The following is an 18703-nucleotide window of genomic DNA, read 5'->3' on the forward strand; positions in this document are numbered from 1 at the left end:
CATGATCGAGTGCGGTGCCGCACCGCGCGTACGGGCACCGCGCCATGATCGGCCATGGGAGCGGGAGGACGGAGGAACGGTCACTCCGTGTCGCGCGGGGAGCGAGGCGAGGAGCGGGCCGAAGAGGTGCTGCGTTTCCCGGTCTACCCGGCGCGCACGTCCGCTTGGGAGTATGAAAGTTCCCGCTCCCCTCAGGAGCCGAGTTCGTGACGGGTCGCCACGGAGGTGATCGGAGACATGGCAGCTCCCGGCCTTCGAGCGGATCCGACGGACGAGGAACTCACCCGCAGGGCCCAGGCCGGCGAGACCGTGGCCCTGGGACTGCTGCTGGCACGCCATCAGGCGCCCATGCGCGCGGTGGCGCTGAGCGTGCTGGGTCACGGCCCGAATGCAGAAGACGCGGTGCAGGAGGCCGCGTTGACCGCGCTGCGCCGTATCGGTGACGTGCGGGATCCCGCGGCCGTGGGCGCGTGGCTGCGCGCGGTCGTGCGGAACGCCTGCCGCATGCGCGTGCGCGCCACTCGGGAATCACCGGGGCTCGACGGCCTCCAGCTCCCGCACCTCCGCGGCGACGACGTGGCGCATCCCGAGCGGATCGTCGAACAGCACGCGATGCGGGACTGGATCTGGGAGGCGGTGGAGGAACTGCCCGAGCAGCAACGGCTGGTGTTGATGCTCCGGCACTTCAGCGGCGTCACTTCCTACCGGGAGATCGCCTCGGCCTGCGACATTCCGATCGGTACGGTACGCAGCCGGCTCAGCCAGGCCAGAGCCACACTCGCGCGGGTGCTCCTGTCGACCGCCGCGCAGGCGCACGACGACGCCTCCGTACTCGCCGAGGCGAGCACGCACGAGGCCGTGGCGACGCTGAGGGCGTGGGAATCCGGTGGACTGCCCCGGGACATCTCCGAGTTGTGGCCGGCCGAGTCCGAGATGGTCGGCCGACTCGGCAGACCGGGGGAACGCGTCCATCCCGTCCCGGTCATGCGGAAGACCCTGGAAGACGGAGTGCGGCAGCATCTGCGCCATGTGGTGGCGAGCCGCGAGATCCAGATCTGGGAGATGGACGTCACCCATCCCGGTGCGGTCCACATCTGTCCGCCGCATCTCGCCTGGCTCATGTTCCGTCGGGACGGGCGCGTCCAGAGACTCCGGGTGGTCTTCCCGTTGCCCTCGGGGTAGCGCGAGTGGCCCTTCGGCGGCTGTTCGCCGTCCGGGTCGCAGGCCGGGCCACGGCGGTACGTGACCCGGGCATGGCCGTACGCGAGGCGGACGTGGCGGTGCGTTGCCCCCGGTCTCAGCGTTCGGCAGCCTGCTTGACGAGGTCGGCCACCGCGCCGGGGCGCGAGACGTAGACGGCGTGACTTCCGGGCACTTCGACGGTCTGGGCGCCGGTCCGCTCCGCCATGGCGCGCTGGGCGGGCGGGGGGATCATGCGGTCGTCGGCGGCCACCAGGTACCACGCCGGCTTCGTGCGCCAAGCGGGCCGGGACACGGCGCCGTTGAGGGCGTCGACGCCCCACGGGACCTGGGAATCGGCCATGAACGCGGCCAGGCCCGCCGGGACGTCCGCGGCGAACGAGGCCGCGAACTTGTCGCGGTCCAGGAACAGGAAGCCGTCCTGGGGCGGGAGGATGGGCGGCACGGGGGCGCCGGGCGGGGGATCGGCGATCAGGGTGCTGACCGACTCGCCCTTGTCGGGGGCGAAGGCCGCGATGTAGACGAGGTCGGTCACCTTCTCGTGGTTGCCGGCCTCGGTGATCACGACACCGCCGTAGGAATGGCCGACCAGGACGGCAGGCCCGTCCAGGGAGTCGAGGACCTGACGGGTGGCGGAGACGTCGCCGTCGAGGGACAGCGTCGGGTTCTGGACGATGCTGACGCGGTACCCCTCCTGGCTCAGCTGCTCGTACACCCCCTGCCACCCGGAGCCGTCCACGAAGCCGCCGTGGACGAGCACGATGTTCTTGGGCCGGACGTTCTCGCTCATCACCATTCCTGCTTTCATCGGCTGGGTGAGGTCGTGGGAGAACGGTAGGAGCCGGGGAGGCGCGGTGGATTCCGTCATGTGACGTAGCCCGCGCCAAAGACCCGTTCAGCCCTCCTCCAGCCGGCCGAGCGCGTCGCGCAGAGCAGCCCTGGAAGACACGCCGAGCTTGGGGAAGAGTTGGTACAGGTGAGTGGAGACGGTGCGCGGGGAAAGGAAGAGACGCTCACCGATCTCCTTGTTGGTGAAGCCCGCGGCGGCCAGCTTCGCGATCTCCGACTGCTGCGGCGTCAGCGGGGACCCGGAACCGCCGGAGTCGTCCTCCCGGTGGCCGCCGGCGGCACGGAGTTCCTGGGCTGCCCGTCGGGTCCAAGGGTGTGCGCCCAGCTGCCCGAAGACGTCCCTCGCCGTCGCCAGGTGGTGCCGGGAGCGGGCGGCGGCTCTGCACCGACGCAGGTGTTCGCCGTAGGAGAGGTGGACGCGAGCGAGGTCGAAGGGCCAGCGCTCCGCCTCCGGAACCGTCAGGGCCTGCTCGAAGAGCGAGCTCGTGTCGCTGTCGGCGGCGAGGGCGTCCGCGGCGAGCAGCAGCATTCTCAGTCTCGGGGAGAGCGTGTCCAGCCCCGTGTCGCGGGCGGCGGCGACATGGGCTCGGGCCGCGCCGCGCCGACCGGTCCGCACGGCGGCTTCCGAGAGGTCCATGACCAGCCACACGGCGTGGGGGACGAAGGCGGGAAACTCGCCGGCGGGGCTGACGATCACGGCCTGTCGGTACGCCTCCTCGAAGTCCCCCCGGCCGAGCGCTGACAAGGCGCGCGTGTGCGCGGCGTAGAAGCGCACCGCACCGGCTCGCCGCGGCCCGGCCCACCGGTCCATCTCGCCGGTCAGAGCGTTCGCGGTGGCGTGGTCACCTTGCATCGCGGCCCGGGCGGCGAGGAGGAATTTCCCCGGCCACGCCAGCATCGGGTAGCCGTGGTCCTCGCACATCGCGAGTCCCTCGTGGGCTGCTCTGTTCAGCTGCTCCCACTCACCGGTGAGCAGCGCGTGATTGGCCAGGAGGAAGAGCGCGTCGATCGCCGGCGCGACCGCTTCGCCCTTGCGCCCGGCCTCGACCACGCGCCGGAGCGCGTCGGCGCAGCCGCCGAGCCGGTCGACGTAGGCGGAGGAGATCCCGGTGCGGACGATCCGCAGCGGGTCGGACACGTGGGTGAGCTCGGCGACGGCCGTGTCGAGCCGCTCCAGGTCGTCGCGGGTGCATCGGGCCGGGTCGCCGAAGGTCGCCCGGGTGATGGCCGGCGCGCCGGGATCGCCGCCGAATCTCCCGAGCGCGGCGTCCAGCGGCTGCCACGGCTCGGGCCGGCCGCTGAAGAAGCAGATCAGGAGCAGCGTGTGGAGCGCCTCGGCCAGTACGGGATCGTCCGGGTCGTACGGCTCGGGCTGCAGGGCCACCGCCGCGCTGAGCAGCCGGTGGGCGGTGTCGACGTCCCCCGACCCGTTGAGGAGATAGGCGGAACTCGCCACGGCCGTGACGAGGGATCCGGGGCCGGGCGCCGCTCGTCGCGCGTGGTCGAGCAGCCTCGGGACCTCGTACAGGTCACCGGTGACGCTGGCGCCGACGTACGCCGCCTCCGCCAGTCTGCGGGCCCGCTGTTCGGCGTCGGGGCTGAGGTCCGCGGCGCGCAGCAGCGACGCGATGGCGATGGAGCCGTCGCCCCGGCGGCTCATGCTGCGCGCGGCACGTTCGAGGAGAGCGGCCACCGCCTCGTCCGGTGCCACGGTGGCCTCACCCAGATGCCAGGCCTGGCGCTCCGGCTGATCGCTCAGGGGGCGGGCGAGGGCGAGGTGCGCGTGGCGTCGCTGGTCGTGGGTGGAGAGGTCGACCACGGCCGAGCGGGTCAGCGGGTGACGGAACGCCAGGCGACCGGTGCGGTCGTCGACGCTGACCAGCTGGGCCCGTTCGGCCGGCCCGAGTTGTTTGAGGCTGCACCGGCCCTCGACGGCTCGCTCCAGGGCGTGAAGGTCGCCCGTGCCTTCGAGCGCGGCGAGCAGCAGCAGGTAGCGGGTGACCGCCGGGAGAGTGCCGATGCGTGAGGAGAACGCCGCCTGGAGACGGCTGCTCAGCGGCAGGTGCCCGGGGAGCGTTTCCGACGCCGTGCGCTGCGAGTCGGTGAGCGACACCGGGAGTTCGAGCAGCGCCAGGGGATTGCCCTGCGCCTCGGTGACGAGGCGTCGTCGGACCCGTGGGGCCAGGGCTGGGTAGCGGTCGACCAGCAGGGCGTCGGCGGCCCGGTCGTCGAGCGGGCGCAGAAGGTGGACCGCGAGGCCCGAGTGCTCGAAGAAGCCGCCCGCACCGGGCCGTTCGGAGCCCAGCAGTCCGACCTTCGTGCCGATGAGCCGACGGGCGGTGATTCCCAGAACCAGGGCGCTGGTGGGATCCATCCACTGCAGGTCGTCGAGGGTGATCAGCAGAGGGCGCTCGCCCGCCGTCCGTGCCAGCAGCGCCAGGAGCGCCCGCGCCACGGCTTCGTGAGGGGGCACGGGGCCCGCGCCTTGCCCCAGAACGACGGTGAGCACCTCCCGATGGGCCGGACCGAGTCCGCCCACCTCGCCGATCACCGGCTGGAGGAGCTGCTGGAGACCACTGAAGCTGGTCTGTGCTTCGAACTGGACTGCCGTCGCGCGCAAGGTGGGCACGCCCGCACCCTCCGCGCGGGACGCGGCTGCCGCGAGCAGCGCGGTCTTTCCCACCCCGGGGTCCCCGGAGATCAGCAGGGTGCCGCCGGCGGTGGACGCGCCGGCGAGGAAGGAGTCGACGCGTCGAAGGTCGGCCTCCCGGCCGACCAGCATCTCGCCGGCACTGTCAGGAACGCGCGAGTCGTAGCGGTGCGTAGGGGGCACGGAAGTCTCCTGCGGTCGAGGGGTGACACCGACAAGATGCGGTCCCGTCTCGGAAGTTCGATCCCCAGGTGTGGGCTGCGTCACGTCTTGAACGCGGAGTGTGTGCCGTGCGTCGGACGAGCTCGTCGCCCGACATGCCTGCGAGCGGGCCGCTCCTCAGCCCGTCGGGTCCGTGGCGCCGCCGCGCGCCACCGTCCAGGACGAGTGGGTGTTGACCTCGGCCACCTTGGCCTGGGCGAGCCGCTTGTAGCCGTGTGCGGTGTGCGGGAAGCGTGGGCCAATGGCTCCGTCCGGTCACTCGCTGCGCTGTCATGGTGGGCCAATGGCCCACTCCTTCGGCGGTGAGTTGAGCCGCTGCACCCCCTTCGGTCTATTCTTGTAGCCATCACACACTTTCGGCGCCGCGCAGCGCCGTCCGGCGACGAGGCCGGACCGGCCCGCGGTGCTTTCGTCGTGTCCGAGCCCCCACCACCCCCGGGGAGCCTCGCTCGCGGTGAGGAACAGATCAAGGGGGGCGGGATTGGCCGCCGTGCGGAAGTACTTCATGGCCCCGGATCCGGGGCTCGTCCGGCTCAGGGTCTCGCTGCGTGCCGTCCTCGGCATCGCGCTCGCGGTCGCCCTGGCCGAGCTGCTCGGCCTGTCCCTCGTCGCGTCCATCACCGCCGGCCTCGCAGCCCTGCTGGCGCTCTTCACCGTCGGCGACCCGACCGTGCGCCGCCAGGCGGTCACCACCGCCCTGCTGCCGGCCGTCGGCTTCCCGGTACTCGCGCTCGCGACCCTCCTGCACGACGCGCCGCTTCTGCGCGACGCGGCCTGGCTGCTCGTCGTCTTCGCCGGGGTGTACGCCCGCCGCTGGGGCCCGCGCGGGCACGCCCTCGGCATCTTCGCCTTCATGCAGTTCTTCGTGACCCAGTTCCTCCACGCCGTCCCCGCCCAGCTCCCCGAGCTGTACGCGGCGGTGACCCTCGCGCTCCTCGCCGCCGGAGCGGTCCGCTTCGGCGCCTGGTGCATCGAGCGGCGCGTCCCGCCGCCCGCCGCGCCCGCCCCGCTGCCGGGGACCGGGTTGGCCCGTCCCACCACCCGCCAGGCGTTCCAGGCCACCGCGGCCTGCGCCGTCGCCCTCGCCGCCGGCCAGCTGATCTCCCACGAGCGCTGGTACTGGGCCGTCGGCACCGCGTGGTGGATCTTCGTCAACACGGCCTCGCGCGGCGAGACGCTCGTCCGCGGCTTCCGCCGCGTTCTCGGCACCGTCACCGGCATCGCCGCCGGCCTCCTCGTCGCCGTACCCCTCGCCGGCGCGCCCGGCCCCACCGCCCTCCTCGTCGCCGTGTGCGTCTTCGGGATCTTCTACACCGCCCCGCTCTCGTACAGCTGGATGATGTTCTTTGTGACCGTCATGGCGGGGCTCCTCTACGGGCTGCTCGGTGTCCTGCACCCCGGACTGCTCGTCCTGCGCTTCCAGGAGACCGCCGTCGGCGCCATCGGTGCGGCGATCGGCGTGGCGTTGCTGCCGGTGACGACGCACGCCGCCACCAATGCCTGGATCGAACGGGCCGTGACCTGTGTCCACACCTGCACCACGGCAGCCGCCCGCCGGCTCGCGGGCGACCCCGTCGCCGACCCGGCGCCGCACGCCGCCGAGCTGGAGCTCCTGCTCGGCCGGGTCCGGCTCTCCCTCGCCCCGCTCGTGCATCCGCTGAGCCCCTTGCGCGCCCGCAAGGCCCGGGCCCGCCGGGTGCTCGCGCTCCTGGACGACTGCGCCCGCGAGATCAGGGGCCTCGCCCTCGTCGCGGCCGACCCCGACGCCTCCCACGACGCCCGGCTCGCGGCCGCGGCCTGGCGGGTCGAGGCCGCCGTCCACGCCCTCGTACCCCCGACGCGCCCCGTCCCGGCCTCCGGCGGACAAACCGCCGCGACACCGCGCCACCACCCCGGCGCCGAGGCGGCCCTCGGGCACCTGCACGGGCTGGAGCAGGCCCTCGTCGATCTGGCGGCGCCGCTGCGCTCCTCGCCGCGCGCCCCGCTCGTCCCGGCGGCCTGATCCCGCCCCGGGGCCACACCGGAACCGGCTGGTCTAGACCGCCTGCTACCGTCGACCGGACGACGGCCGGTCGTCCGTGACCGGCCCCACGACAGGGGAGGCGCCATGGGCGACACAGGGGCGGTACAGGGCCGGAGCGGGCTGCGGGCGTACATCGGGTCGTTCACGTCGGTGGGCGGTCTCGGCGTCCTCGCCGCCGACGTCGACCCGGAGACGGGTGCGCTGACCGTCACCGGCGCCTCCGACGGCGTCGCCGATCCCTCGTTCCTCGCTCTCGCCGGCCCCGTGCTCCACGCCGTCTCCGAGACCGAGCCGGGCGCCGTCGCCGCCTTCGACGTCACCGGGCCCGTACCCCGGCCGCTCGGCGAGCCCGTCCCCGTCGACGGCGCCGGCCCCACCCATCTCGCCCTCGCCGCCGGGCACCTCCTCACCGCCAACTACACCTCCGGCAGCGTCACCGTCCTGCCGCTGGCCGCGGACGGCACCCCCCGCCCCGCCACGGCCGTCCTGCGCCACGAGGGCAGCGGCGACGTCCCCGAGCGCCAGAGCGGCCCCCACGCCCACCAGGTGCTCCCCGACCCCTCAGGCCGCTGGATCGTCAGCGTGGACCTCGGGACCGACTCCATACGGATCTGCGCCCTCGATCCCGCGACCGGCGCACTCACCCTCCACGGCGAGACCGCGCTGCGCCCCGGCACCGGCCCGCGCCACCTCGCCTTCCACCCCTCGGGCACCCACGCCTACGTCCTGAACGAGCTGGAGCCCACCCTCACCGTCTGCCGCTGGGACGCCGGGGCGGGCGTCCTCGAACCGCTCGGCGAGACACCCGTCGTCCCCGAGGGCACCACGGGCCCCAGCTACCCGTCCGGGGTCGTCGTGGCCCCCGACGGCCGCTTCCTGTGGGCCGCCGTCCGCGGCGACGACACCCTCGCCGTCCTCGCCCTCGACCCGGACGGCGCGAAGGCCGACCTGGTCGCCACCGTGCCCTGCGGGGGCGCCTGGCCCCGCGACCTCACCCTCGACCCCTCCGGGCGGCGGCTGTACGCGGCCAACGAGCGCTCCGGAGACGTCACCTGGTTCGACCTCGACCCCGAAACCGGCGTCCCCGTCCGGGCCGGCGCGATCGAGGCCCCGGCGGCCTCCTGCGTCGTCTTCGGCTGAGCCGGAGACCAGGGCGGATCCGAGGTCGGATGCGAGGTCGGATACGAGGTCGGATAAGAGCCCGCCACGCCAGAAGGGCCCGCGCCGGATGCCTCCGGTGCGGGCCCTTCTCGCTACGGCACGTCTCAGAGCGTCGGCGCGCCCTGCGGCTGCTGCGGCGGGATGCCCAGCGCCGCCGTGTACTGCGAGAGCACCAGCTTGCCGATCGCCGGGTAGGCACCCAGCGGCTCGGCCGCGGCGCACCCGGCCTCCTTCGAGGCCTCGTCGAGCAGGCCCTCGGCCAGCTCGGGGCCGATCAGGTACGGCGCGAGGGCCAGCTGGACCGAACCCGAGGCGCGCAGCTGCTCGGCGATGGAGGTGATCGAACCCTCCTGGTCGAGCGCGGCGGCCATCACCGGCACCGCGAGGCGCGCGGCGAGCAGCATGCCGGTGATCCCGGCGGCCTGCACGGCCTCCTCGCCGCCGACCGTGGCCAGGATGATGCCGTCGGCGGCCGTCGCGACCGTGAACAGCCGGGCGCGGTCGGCGCGGGCGAGCCCCGCCTCGGACAGGCGCACGTGCAGCGCCTCGGCGAGCAGCGGGTGCGGACCGAGCACCTCGGTCAGCTCGGCGGTGTTGCCGCTGTCCATGAGGGCCTGGCGGACCTGGCGCATCAGGGCGCTGTCCGGGCCCGCGAGCAGCGGGACCACGACCGCGGCGGGACCCGTCGGGGCGGTGACCTCACGGCCCGCCGCCACGGCCAGCTCGTAGCGCTGGGTGCGCAGCACCTCGACCGAGGCGAGCACGGTCGCGAGCGCGGGGTACTCGGTGTCGTCGCCGTCCAGGAAACCGATCACGGCCTCCAGGCCGGGCAGCTCCGAGCGGGCGATGCTCACGACCTCTTCGGCCAGTGAGCGTATGGCGGCCGACGGCACACCGGGAACGGCGAGAACCAGTGCGGGAGCGCCCTCGGGCGCCGCCGCGGGTTCGGGGCGACGGTGCCGCCCGGACTGGCGGGGTCGAGGCATTCGTACAGGCAGGCCGGAAGCAGGCCCAGTGGGGGAGCTCATGGCGCCGCATGCTACTGGTTTCGTCGGCCACGCTGTTCGGTGAGGTGCGATCGCGCGCCGTCTGTCCCCCTATGTCCGGTCTCCGTGCCCGCTTCCGGACTCGTCCGGTGCCTCCGCACCACCCCCGACCTGGGCGGATGCCGCCGCCTCCGCCGCCGCGTCGCCGAACAGGCGGAGCAGCGACGGGTCCTCCGGCAGCCTCAGGATGCCCGTGGCGAGGGCCGAGGCGAGGGTGACCGCCCCGGCCAGCGGATCGCCCGCCGGCGCCACCGTCCGGGCGTGCGGGATCCGCTCCCCGAGCGCCGCCCGCAGGGGTACGAGGAGGGGGTCGCCCATCTTGAAGAGACCGCCCGTCAGGGCGACCAGGGCCCCGGGGTCCGCCGGGCACACGGCCTCGGCGGCGTCCGCGACGTGCCCCGCCGCCCGGGCGAGGACGTCCGCCGCGACCGGGTCCCCGGCGGCGCACTCCGCCACCTCCGGGGCGAAGGAGGCGAGCACGGCCGGCCGGTCGGTACGGGGGTAGAGCACGCCCGGCAGGCCGGCGATCGGACCGAACAGCTTCTCGGCCCGGGCCAGGAGCGCCGCCGAACCGCCGCGCCGCCCGTCGTGGGCGCGCATCGCCGCCTCCAGGCCGGCCCGGCCGATCCAGGCACCGCTGCCGCAGTCGCCGAGGAGGTGCCCCCAGCCGTCGGCGCGGCGCCAGGACACCAGATCCGTACCGAGCGCGATCATTCCCGTGCCGCCCGCGACGACCGCGCCGGGCCGCTGTCCGAGCGCCCCCGCGTACGCGGTGACGGCGTCCGCCGCGAGCGCGAGCCGCCGCACGCCCCACGCCTCGGCGAAGGCACCCGGCAGCTCGGCCCGCAGCTCGTCCCCGAGCGTCGCCATCCCGGCGGCGCCCACGGCCACGGCGAGGACCGGCCGCGAGCCGAGGGAGTCCGGCACGGCGCGCTCCCGCAGGACGTGGACGGCCGGCAGGACCTGCTCCAGGAAATGGGCGGCGGAGATCCCGCCGGGCCCGGTCCTGACCGGTTCCCGGGAGGCGAGGGTGTCGAGGACCGTGCCGCTCGTCGCCTCGGCCAGGGCGATCCGCAGCCCGGAGCCGCCCGAGTCCACGCCGACGACCAGCCCTTGCGCGGCCTCTGAAGGGGCGTTCACGGAATCCACGGTGCACCGTCCTGGCGTGAAGGGGACAAGGGGACAAGGGGACAAGGACAAGGGGACGAAGGGCAGGGGAGCGGCGGGAGTCTAGGGCCTGTCCGCCGGAGAAGGTCCAGGGGCGTCCCGCCGATCGGCCGGACCGGGGTGTCACTGTAGGCCGGTAGAGTGACGGACCGTGACAGCGCGACCCTTGAACGAATTGGTGGAGCCCGGCTGGGCGGAGGCTCTGAGCCCCGTCGCGGGACGTGTGGCGGAGATGGGCGACTTCCTGCGCGCGGAGATCGCCGCGGGCCGGACGTACCTGCCGTCCGGACCGAACGTCCTGCGGGCGTTCCAGCAGCCCTTCGACGACGTGCGCGTCCTGATCGTGGGTCAGGACCCCTACCCGACACCGGGGATGGCGATCGGCCTCAGCTTCGCGGTCGCGCCCGAGATCCGCTCCCTGCCGGGCAGCCTGGAGAACATCTACCGCGAGCTGAACACCGACCTCGGTCTGCCCCGGCCGTCGAACGGCGACCTGACCCCCTGGACCCGTCAGGGCGTCCTGCTCCTGAACAGGGCCCTGACCACGGCCCCGCGCAAGCCGGCCGCCCACCGGGGCAAGGGCTGGGAAGAGGTGACCGAGCAGGCGATCCACGCCCTGGCCGCCCGGGGCAAGCCCCTGGTGTCCATCCTGTGGGGCAGGGACGCCCGCAACGCCCGGCCGCTCCTCGGGAACCTCCCGGCGATCGAGTCGGCGCACCCGTCCCCGATGTCCGCGGACCGCGGCTTCTTCGGCTCCCGCCCCTTCAGTCGCGCCAACGAACTCCTCCTGGAGCAAGGCGCCCAGCCCGTGGACTGGCGCCTGCCCTGACCTGCGGGCCCAGGTCGGCCCCGGCCGGGGGTGCCGGGCGGCCCCGACCGGCCGCGGGCGACCGCCCGACGCCCGACGCCCGGAACAGGGCCCGCGCGGCGGCTTACGCGAAGGTGAAGTTGAACGTCTGGTTGGCGCCGTAGTGGCAGTCCCACAGGCGCGCCCTGGCGCCCGCGCTCTGGCTCCAGTCCTCGATCTCCAGGCACTTGTTGGTGGCGTACTCGAACGACGTGTAGATCAGGCCCGAGTTGCCGTACCAGGTCTGGTTGGCCCCGTAGTGGCAGTCCCACTGGTTGGCGGTCGCGCCGTTGTTCGTTGCCCAGCCGCCGATCTCCAGGCACTTGCCGCTGTACGCGTTCATGTACCAGTAGGGCCCGGTGGACTGGCCCTCGTTGTAGACCTTGTGCCACTTCTGGTTGGGCTGGCCGGTGCACGGCCACTGGCGTACCGCCGCGCCGTCCGCCCGGCTCCAGTCGGCGACCTCCAGGCACATGCCCGGAGCGTGCTGCGGGCTGATCGTGTACGTGAAGTCGTAGGTCTTCGAGGCGGCCTGGGCCGGTGCGGCGGTGACGCCGAAGACGAGGCCGAGGGCGGCGGCGATGACGAGCAGACCGCGCCGCGCGCGGAGGAGGGGACTGGGCTTCATGGTCCTCTGCAATCAGACAAGGACCCGACCGGTGGCCGGGAATCGCCGCACATCGTCGCATGAGTGTGCGAGTCAATTCGCCTTCGTGTACCGCTGGTTGAGACGGCCACCCGTCGCCCGTCCGGCGAACCGGACGGAAGGTCGTCCTCCGCTACGAGGCCGGAGTGCTCAGATCACCGCCGCTCTGACGCAGAGCACGTCCGGCAGGTGCTCCGCCAGGAGCCGCCAGCTGTCGCCGTCGTCGGCGCTCGCGTACACCTCGCCGTTCCGGTTGCCGAAGTAGACGCCCGCCGGGTCCGCGTCGTCCGTGCACAGCGCGTCCCGCAGCACCGTGCCGTAGTGGTCGCTCTCGGGCAGCCCCCGGGTCAGGGGTTCCCAGGTGGATCCGGCGTCGCTCGTCCGGTAGACCCGGCAGCGGCGGCCTGCCGGGACGCGGTCGGAGTCCGCCGTGATGGGGAAGACGTAGGCCGTGTCCGGGCGGTGCGGGTGGGCGGCGACCGCGAAGCCGAAGTCGGAGGGGAGGCCGGCGCCGATGTCGGACCAGTTGTGGCCCGCGTCGTCGCTGCGGAACACGCCCCAGTGGTTCTGGAGGTACAGCCGGTCCTTGTCGCCCGCGTCCTGGGCGATCTTGTGGACGCACTGCCCGAACTCGGGGTTCGGGTCGGGCAGGAAGACCGCGGACACTCCGTGGTTGGACGGCTCCCACGCGGCCCCGCCGTCCCGGGAGCGGAACACGCCCGCGGTCGACACCGCGACCGTGAGCGCGTCCGGATCGCGGGGGTCGGTGACGACGGTGTGGACGGCCTCGCCGCCTCCGCCGGGCACCCAGCGGGAGCGGGTGGGGTGCTCCCAGAGCGGGCGCACGAGGTCGAAGGACTCCCCGCCGTCCGCCGAGCGGAACAGTGCCGCCGGCTCCGTCCCCGCGTACACGACGTCGGGAGAGTGCCCGGGTGCCGGGTGCAGCTGCCAGACGCGCTCCAGGGAGGCGCCGGTGTCCTCGGGGAACTTCACCGCCGGCCGTGCGGGCTCGGTCCAGCTCTTGCCGAGGTCGTCGGAGTGGAAGACGGACGGCCCCCAGTGGGCGCTGTCCCCGCCCACGAGCAGGCGCGGGTTCGGCCGTCGGGTGTCGATCGCGACCGAGTAGACGGCCTGCGCGGGGAAGGCCGGATCGTCGAACTCCCATCGGCCGTCGTGCCGGTGGCCGATGAAGAGCCCCTTGCGGGTGCCTACGGTGAGGAGTACGTCGGGCATGGCTGCTGCTACCTCCAGGACGCCGTTGTCGCGGATACGGGCCAGTCTGCACCCGGCCACTGACAACGGGCCCCGGACACACCTACGGCCCGACCGGAGACGCGCCCCGGGCACGCGAGCAGCCCCCGGGGAGGGCCGCCCCGTGGCACGTCCGCCGCCCCCCCCGGAGACGCCGCCCCGGTCCCCTCAGATCGCCCAGGCGTACTGCGCCGGGGCGTGGGTATCCGCGCCGAGTTCGCGGGCCGCGCGGCGGGGCCAGGAGGCGTCGCGGAGCAGCTCGCGGCCGAGGAGGACCGCGTCGGCCTCGCCGTTGGCGAGGATCTTCTCGGCCTGGTCGCTCTCGGTGATGAGGCCGACGGCGGCCACCGGCAGCCCGGTCTCCGCCCTGACCCGGGCGGCGAAGGGCACCTGGTAGCCCGGGCCCACGGGGATCCGCGCCGGCCCGCCGTTTCCGCCGCTGGAGACGTCGAGCAGGTCGACGCCGTGCTCGCGAAGCAGCGCGGCGAACCGTACGGTCTCGTCGGCCGTCCAGCCCTGCTCCTCCAGCCAGTCGGTGGCGGAGATCCGGAAGAACACGGGCAGTTCCTCGGGCCAGACGGACCGCACCGCGTCGACGACCTCCAGCGCGAGCCGGGTCCGGTTCTCGAAGGAGCCGCCGTACTCGTCCGTGCGGTGGTTGCTGTGGGGGGAGAGGAACTCGCCGATGAGGTAGCCGTGGGCGCCGTGCACCTCGACGACCTCGAAGCCGGCGTCCAGCGCGCGGCGGGCCGCGTCGGCGAACTGGCCGGTGATCTCGCGGATCCGCTCGACGGTCAGCTCGGTAGGCACCGGGTACCCCTCGTCGAAGGCGACCGGGCTGGGGCCGACGGGCTGCCAGCCGGGCCCGCCCGGCGCGACGGGACCGCGGCCCTGCCAGGGGCGGTTGGTCGAGGCCTTGCGCCCGGCGTGGCCGATCTGGATGCCGGGCACGGTGCCGTGCTCCTTGAGGAAGCCGGCGATCCGGCGCAGCCCCTCCACCTGGGTGTCGTTCCACAGGCCGAGGTCCGCCGGGCTGATCCGGCCCTCGGGGGCGACGGCCGTCGCCTCGACGAGGATGAGCCCCGCGCCGCCGGTGGCGCGGGAGCCGTAGTGGGCGAAGTGCCAGTCGCCGGCCACACCGGCGTTCGGCCCGGTCATCTCGGCCGAGTACTGGCACATGGGCGCCATCCAGACCCGGTTGGGCACGGTCAGCGAACGCAGGGTGTAGGGCTGGAACAGGGCGACGCTCATGACGGGACTCCGTTTCGGGACGGCCTCGAAGGATGCTCGTACGATACTCGTCGTAGTACGGCATCTGTCAAACTACGAGAGCTCTCGTACAATGAGGGTCACCCGGATGAAGTGGAGCCGCCGTCATGACGACCGCCACCAGCCCTCGCGCCCTTGAACACCCCCCGCGGGACCAGATCAGCCTCGAAGGGGTGCTCCACGCGCTCTCGGACGCCGTACGGCTGCGCATCGTGCGGGATCTGGCGCGCGAGGGCGAGGCGCTGAGCTGCTCGTACTTCGACCTCCCGGTGACCAAGTCCACCACCACGCACCACTTCCGCGTCCTGCGTGAGAGCGGCGTCATCGAGCAGACGTACCGGGGCACGGCGAAGCTCAACGCCCTGCGCGCGGACGACCTCGAGGTCCTCTTCCCCGGCCTGCTGACCACCGTCCTGACGGCGGCCGAGGCGCAGGCCGGCCGTCAGGGCGCTGTCGAAGAGGTGTGACCCGGGCGGGCACCCCGGGCGACCCGGGTGCCCGCCAGTCGCCCTACAGCGACCGCATGCGGTTGATCTCCGAGGTCTGCTGGGCGATCACGTCGTTGGCCATCTCCTCCACCAGGACGTTGTTGCCCTCGCTCAGCACCTCGGCCGCCATCGTGATGGCACCCTCGTGGTGCGTGATCATGAGCTTCAGGAACAGCTCGTCGAAGGCCGCGCCCTTCGCGTTCCTCAGCTCCTTCAGCTGGTCCTCGGTCGCCATGCCCGGCATCGAGTGATGGTCGTGGCCGCTCTGTTCGCGCGGCCCGCCGTTGCTCTTCAGCCAGCCTTCCATCGCGCCGATCTCCGGCTGCTGCGCCGCCGAGATCCGCTCGGCCACCTTCTTGACCTGCGGGGATCCCGCCCGCTGCGGGGCGAGGGCCGTCATGGTCAGGGCCTGGCGATGGTGGACGATCATCATCTGCGCGTACCGGAAGTCGGCGCTGTTCGGGCTCTCGTCGGGGAGGAGCCGGGCGGCCTCCTCCGGCGATATCCGTCGGGCCGGCTCGCCGGGCTTCCCCGGTGCCACCACCGAGCCCCCGGCCGAGGCCTTGGACTGCGGCGCGTCCGTGCCGGACCCCGACTCGCAGGCGCCCAGGGCGAGTACGGCGGCGGCGGACAGGGCCACGGTGACGACGGCACGCTGACGGCGGATCAACAACGCGACCTCCAGATGTTCTTGCGGGGACAGTTGACCGTTCCTAGCACTTTTCTCGAGTGGAGCGATCAAAAAGCTTCATTACGTCTGTGTTGCCATCTGTTGAGATGTGCACGCCACGGACCATACTGCCGGGGTCCAACATCCGTTCAAGGCTGAACGGATACCAGCGAGGACGGAGTGACTTCGTTGCGATTCCCGCGTACCCCGCGTACCCCGCGTGCACGGATCAGACGCCTGGGCGTGGCATCCGCCGCGGCCGGACTGCTGGCCACGATGCTGGCGGCCGGCCCGTCGGTCGCCACCCCCGACCCCGGAGACGCCCTCAACCAGGGCACCGTCTCCACGGAGCAGGCGGCCGAGGCGCGTTCCGCCATCCAGAGCGGTGACATACCCGGCGTGGACGAGATCGTCCACAGCCCGAACATCGAGCACCTCGCCAACATCCCCAAGGACGCTCTCCAGAGCCTCAACACGGACCTCGCCTTCCAGGGCAAGTACGCCTTCGCGGGCAACTACGACGGTTTCCGGATCTTCGACATCAGCAACCCGAAGGCCCCGAAGACCGTCGCCCAGGTCCTCTGCCCCGGCTCCCAGAACGACATCTCGGTCTCCGGGAACCTGCTCTTCCTCTCCACCGACTCCTCCCGAAGCGACAACTCCTGCGCCAGCACGACGCAGCCCGCCTCGGTGAAGGAATCCTGGGAGGGCATGAAGATCTTCGACATCAGCGACATCAGGAACCCGAAGTACGTCGCCGCCGTCGAGACCGCCTGCGGCTCGCACACCCACACGATCCTGCCCAAGGGCAAGAACGTGTACGTGTACGTCTCCTCGTACTCGCCGAACGCCGCCTTCCCGGACTGCCAGCCTCCGCACGACGGCATCTCGGTCATCAAGGTGCCCCGCAAGGCGCCCGAGAAGGCCGCGATCGTCAACTTCCCCGTCCTCTTCCCGGGCGAGGGCCCGGACGGCGGCGGCAACCCGGGCGGACCCACCAACCCGGGCGTCTCCAAGACCACCGGCTGCCACGACATCACCGTGCTGCCGGAGAAGGACCTCGCCGCCGGCGCCTGCATGGGTGACGGCATCCTCTTCGACATCGAGGACCCCGAGCACCCGCGGGTGATCGACCAGGTCCAGGACAACGTCAACTTCGCGTTCTGGCACTCGGCGACCTTCAACCAGAAGGCGAACAAGGTCGTCTTCACCGACGAGCTCGGCGGCGGCGGCGCCGCCACCTGCAACGCCGTGGTCGGCCCGAACCGGGGCGCCGACGGCATCTACGACATCGTCGGCAAGGGCGACAAGCGCAAGCTCGTCTTCCGCAGCTACTTCAAGATCCCGCGCCACCAGGCCGACACCGAGAACTGCGTCGCCCACAACGGCTCGCTCATCCCGGTCAAGGGCAAGGACCTCATGGTCCAGGCCTGGTACCAGGGCGGCGTCTCCATCTGGGACTTCACCGACTCGTCCAAGCCGAAGGAGATCGGCTACTTCGAGCGCGGCCCGGTGTCCGCCACCACGATCGCCACGGGCGGCTCGTGGTCCGCGTACTACTACAACGGCCACATCTACTCGAACGACATCGCCAAGGGCTTCGACGTCCTGAAGCTCTCCGACCGTCGCACCGACCCCGCGAAGCGGATCCGCATGGACGAGCTCAACGTCCAGACGCAGCCGGACTACTTCGACTTCGACGACTGAGACGACCCGGACGACCGGGACGACCCGGACGACCGGGACGACCCGGACGACCGGGACGACCCGGATGACCGGGACGACCGATCAGACGACCGGCTCGACTACTGATCGAGCCGTGCGACCGGCGCGCCGTCGGGCGGACCCCCGTCCGGCGGCGCGCCCTGCTCCCAGTCCAGCCCGAACCGCTGGAAGAGCTCCCACCGCAGCCGTGCCATCGGCATCGGCGCCCCCGGCAGCAGCACCGCCACCACCGCGCCCATCAACAGCGCGCGCAGCAGCGGATAGTCCGTGTCCACGTCCTCGGAGCCGTACCGCGTGACCGTGTCCCGCAGCAGGAAGGCGAGGCGCTGCTGCTCCGGGCACTGCACGAAACCCTCGGCCTGGAGTATTCCCGCCATGTGGGTCCGCATCAGGGTGGGCCGCGCCACCGCGAGCCCCAGGATCGCGTCGATCGCCCGCGCCAGCCGCTCCCGGCCGTCCTCCGTGTGCGGCTCGCGCTCCAGCGCCTCCTCCAGCGTCAGGTGCATCAGCCGGTGCACCGCCGACTGCAGCAGCTGCCGCTTCCCCGGGAAGTAGTACGAGATGAGTCCGCGCGCCGTGCCGGCCCGCTCCGCTATGTCGCCGAGCGTGGTCGCCTCGTAGCCGTGCGTCGACACCAGGTCCACCGTGGCCTGCAGAATCCGCTCACGTGAGCGGCGTCTGAGCTCTTCATTGACCGATGGGCTACGCGGGGACATGCTTGGCTCCTGCGTTGACTGGCTGCCGGCCAATATACTCAGCGCATCCCTTCGGCGCGCCCCCGTGGCAGGCCGTCGGGGAGGCCGTCTGTTCTGGGCGACACGGGGGATCGTCCAGAACAGGCGGCTTCATCGCTTTTCTCCCATTCTCCTCCCCGCACCGCGGTACGTGAGAACGGCGACGGCCACGCAGCACCAGCCGAGCAGCCAGCCGCCGAGCACGTCCGAAGGCCAGTGCACGCCCAGATAGACCCGCGTCCAGCCGACGCCGAGCACCGACACGACCGCGGCGCTCGCGAGGACGCCCCAGCCGCGCCACTCCGCCCGCCAGTGCAGCGCGAGCACCCACAGGAGCAGCCCACAGGTCACCGTCGCCGTCATCGCGTGCCCGGAGGGGAAGGCCGAGTACCGCGCGGAGTCGACCGGGTCGGACCACTCGGGGCGCTCCCGCCCCACCAGGTACTTCAACCCCTGCTGGAGTCCGACCGCGACGAAGCTCGTGCCGGCCACCCACAGGGCGAGCATCCGCTCCCGTCGCCACCACAGCAGCACCACCGTCACCGCGGCCAGGGCGCGCATCGTCCATGGATCCCACACCCAGTCACTGAGGAAGCGGTTGAGGCCGGTGAGGCCCGGTCGGGCGACGGCGACGCGGTGCAACTCCTCGGCGACCGACCGGTCGAAGGAGAGCAGGGGCGACCACCCCGTGACGACGAGCACGAGGAGGACGGCGAACAGGACTCCGGAGACCACGGCGGAGGAGCGCATGCGCC

General features: G+C 72.7%; 16 protein-coding genes. 6 read left to right on the forward strand and 10 right to left on the reverse strand.

Annotated elements, in window-relative coordinates:
• Window positions 1-237 precede the first annotated feature (237 nt).
• Window positions 238-1182, forward strand: coding sequence for an RNA polymerase sigma factor (locus ACZ6K0_RS27400; RefSeq protein WP_469232383.1), 945 nt, complete (start codon window positions 238-240; stop codon window positions 1180-1182).
• Between the two features lie 115 nt (window positions 1183-1297).
• On the opposite strand, the gene ACZ6K0_RS27405 is transcribed toward ACZ6K0_RS27400, so the two are convergent.
• Together ACZ6K0_RS27405 and ACZ6K0_RS27410 are read right to left on the reverse strand one after the other, a co-directional pair.
• A complete protein-coding gene (locus ACZ6K0_RS27405; RefSeq protein ID WP_469232381.1) occupies window positions 1298-1990 on the reverse strand; it encodes an alpha/beta fold hydrolase in 693 nt (230 codons plus the stop codon).
• Window positions 1991-2095: 105 nt separating this feature from the next.
• Window positions 2096-4882 carry a helix-turn-helix transcriptional regulator gene (locus tag ACZ6K0_RS27410; protein WP_469232379.1) on the reverse strand — a complete coding sequence of 929 codons (2787 nt, stop codon included), beginning with the start codon at window positions 4880-4882 and terminating at the stop codon, window positions 2096-2098.
• Window positions 4883-5426: 544 nt separating this feature from the next.
• Between ACZ6K0_RS27410 and ACZ6K0_RS27415 the strand changes: the two genes are divergently transcribed.
• Window positions 5427-6923: an FUSC family protein gene (locus ACZ6K0_RS27415; RefSeq protein ID WP_376397267.1), complete on the forward strand. Its 1497-nt coding sequence runs from the start codon at window positions 5427-5429 to the stop codon at window positions 6921-6923.
• 105 nt (window positions 6924-7028) lie between these two features.
• On the forward strand, window positions 7029-8084 hold the full coding sequence (locus tag ACZ6K0_RS27420) for a lactonase family protein (RefSeq protein WP_469232377.1): 1056 nt from the start codon (window positions 7029-7031) through the stop codon (window positions 8082-8084).
• A 125-nt stretch (window positions 8085-8209) separates the two neighbouring features.
• On the opposite strand, the gene ACZ6K0_RS27425 is transcribed toward ACZ6K0_RS27420, so the two are convergent.
• On the reverse strand, window positions 8210-9133 hold the full coding sequence (locus ACZ6K0_RS27425; protein ID WP_376396571.1) for a sirohydrochlorin chelatase: 924 nt from the start codon (window positions 9131-9133) through the stop codon (window positions 8210-8212).
• A gap of 69 nt (window positions 9134-9202) precedes the next feature.
• Window positions 9203-10300, reverse strand: a complete 1098-nt coding sequence (locus ACZ6K0_RS27430) for an N-acetylglucosamine kinase (protein ID WP_469232375.1) — start codon at window positions 10298-10300, stop codon at window positions 9203-9205.
• A 169-nt stretch (window positions 10301-10469) separates the two neighbouring features.
• Between ACZ6K0_RS27430 and ACZ6K0_RS27435 the strand changes: the two genes are divergently transcribed.
• A complete protein-coding gene (locus tag ACZ6K0_RS27435; RefSeq protein ID WP_469232373.1) occupies window positions 10470-11147 on the forward strand; it encodes a uracil-DNA glycosylase in 678 nt (225 codons plus the stop codon).
• A gap of 103 nt (window positions 11148-11250) precedes the next feature.
• Here the strand turns inward: ACZ6K0_RS27435 and ACZ6K0_RS27440 are convergent, their stop codons facing one another.
• The 3 genes from ACZ6K0_RS27440 to ACZ6K0_RS27450 all read right to left on the reverse strand — a co-directional run bounded on the left by ACZ6K0_RS27440 (window position 11251) and on the right by ACZ6K0_RS27450 (window position 14313).
• The gene (locus ACZ6K0_RS27440) at window positions 11251-11793 is read right to left on the reverse strand and encodes an RICIN domain-containing protein (RefSeq protein ID WP_376396566.1); all 543 of its coding nucleotides are present in this window, start codon (window positions 11791-11793) and stop codon (window positions 11251-11253) included.
• A gap of 168 nt (window positions 11794-11961) precedes the next feature.
• The gene (locus tag ACZ6K0_RS27445) at window positions 11962-13044 is read right to left on the reverse strand and encodes a WD40/YVTN/BNR-like repeat-containing protein (RefSeq protein ID WP_376396563.1); all 1083 of its coding nucleotides are present in this window, start codon (window positions 13042-13044) and stop codon (window positions 11962-11964) included.
• Between the two features lie 186 nt (window positions 13045-13230).
• The gene (locus ACZ6K0_RS27450; RefSeq protein ID WP_469232371.1) at window positions 13231-14313 is read right to left on the reverse strand and encodes an NADH:flavin oxidoreductase/NADH oxidase; all 1083 of its coding nucleotides are present in this window, start codon (window positions 14311-14313) and stop codon (window positions 13231-13233) included.
• A 125-nt stretch (window positions 14314-14438) separates the two neighbouring features.
• Between ACZ6K0_RS27450 and ACZ6K0_RS27455 the strand changes: the two genes are divergently transcribed.
• Window positions 14439-14798 carry an ArsR/SmtB family transcription factor gene (locus tag ACZ6K0_RS27455; RefSeq protein WP_376396557.1) on the forward strand — a complete coding sequence of 120 codons (360 nt, stop codon included), beginning with the start codon at window positions 14439-14441 and terminating at the stop codon, window positions 14796-14798.
• A gap of 43 nt (window positions 14799-14841) precedes the next feature.
• On the opposite strand, the gene ACZ6K0_RS27460 is transcribed toward ACZ6K0_RS27455, so the two are convergent.
• The gene (locus ACZ6K0_RS27460) at window positions 14842-15492 is read right to left on the reverse strand and encodes a DUF305 domain-containing protein (RefSeq protein ID WP_469232369.1); all 651 of its coding nucleotides are present in this window, start codon (window positions 15490-15492) and stop codon (window positions 14842-14844) included.
• Window positions 15493-15765: 273 nt separating this feature from the next.
• On the opposite strand from ACZ6K0_RS27460, the gene ACZ6K0_RS27465 reads away from it, so the two are divergent.
• Complete coding sequence (locus tag ACZ6K0_RS27465; RefSeq protein ID WP_469232665.1) at window positions 15766-17196, forward strand: LVIVD repeat-containing protein; 1431 nt, start codon at window positions 15766-15768, stop codon at window positions 17194-17196.
• Between the two features lie 98 nt (window positions 17197-17294).
• Here ACZ6K0_RS27465 and ACZ6K0_RS27470 read toward each other — a convergent pair whose 3' ends face one another.
• Complete coding sequence (locus ACZ6K0_RS27470; protein ID WP_376396551.1) at window positions 17295-17930, reverse strand: TetR/AcrR family transcriptional regulator; 636 nt, start codon at window positions 17928-17930, stop codon at window positions 17295-17297.
• A gap of 129 nt (window positions 17931-18059) precedes the next feature.
• Complete coding sequence (locus tag ACZ6K0_RS27475; protein WP_469232367.1) at window positions 18060-18698, reverse strand: phosphatase PAP2 family protein; 639 nt, start codon at window positions 18696-18698, stop codon at window positions 18060-18062.
• Between the last annotated feature and the right edge of the window lie 5 nt (window positions 18699-18703).

The organism is Streptomyces sp. NPDC042346 (assembly GCF_055581845.1).

Bases quoted from the DNA above. Each gene is read 5' to 3' on its own strand.
- ACZ6K0_RS27405 (WP_469232381.1), bottom strand. From the start codon at position 1,990: ATGAGCGAGAACGTCCGGCCCAAGAACATCGTGCTCGTCCACGGCGGC.
- ACZ6K0_RS27470 (WP_376396551.1), bottom strand. From the start codon at position 17,930: ATGTCCCCGCGTAGCCCATCGGTCAATGAAGAGCTCAGACGCCGCTCA.
- ACZ6K0_RS27415 (WP_376397267.1), top strand. From the start codon at position 5,427: ATGGCCCCGGATCCGGGGCTCGTCCGGCTCAGGGTCTCGCTGCGTGCC.
- ACZ6K0_RS27445 (WP_376396563.1), bottom strand. From the start codon at position 13,044: ATGCCCGACGTACTCCTCACCGTAGGCACCCGCAAGGGGCTCTTCATC.
- ACZ6K0_RS27400 (WP_469232383.1), top strand. From the start codon at position 238: ATGGCAGCTCCCGGCCTTCGAGCGGATCCGACGGACGAGGAACTCACC.
- ACZ6K0_RS27420 (WP_469232377.1), top strand. From the start codon at position 7,029: ATGGGCGACACAGGGGCGGTACAGGGCCGGAGCGGGCTGCGGGCGTAC.
- ACZ6K0_RS27475 (WP_469232367.1), bottom strand. From the start codon at position 18,698: ATGCGCTCCTCCGCCGTGGTCTCCGGAGTCCTGTTCGCCGTCCTCCTC.
- ACZ6K0_RS27465 (WP_469232665.1), top strand. From the start codon at position 15,766: ATGCTGGCGGCCGGCCCGTCGGTCGCCACCCCCGACCCCGGAGACGCC.
- ACZ6K0_RS27450 (WP_469232371.1), bottom strand. From the start codon at position 14,313: ATGAGCGTCGCCCTGTTCCAGCCCTACACCCTGCGTTCGCTGACCGTG.
- ACZ6K0_RS27425 (WP_376396571.1), bottom strand. From the start codon at position 9,133: ATGAGCTCCCCCACTGGGCCTGCTTCCGGCCTGCCTGTACGAATGCCT.
- ACZ6K0_RS27440 (WP_376396566.1), bottom strand. From the start codon at position 11,793: ATGAAGCCCAGTCCCCTCCTCCGCGCGCGGCGCGGTCTGCTCGTCATC.
- ACZ6K0_RS27455 (WP_376396557.1), top strand. From the start codon at position 14,439: ATGACGACCGCCACCAGCCCTCGCGCCCTTGAACACCCCCCGCGGGAC.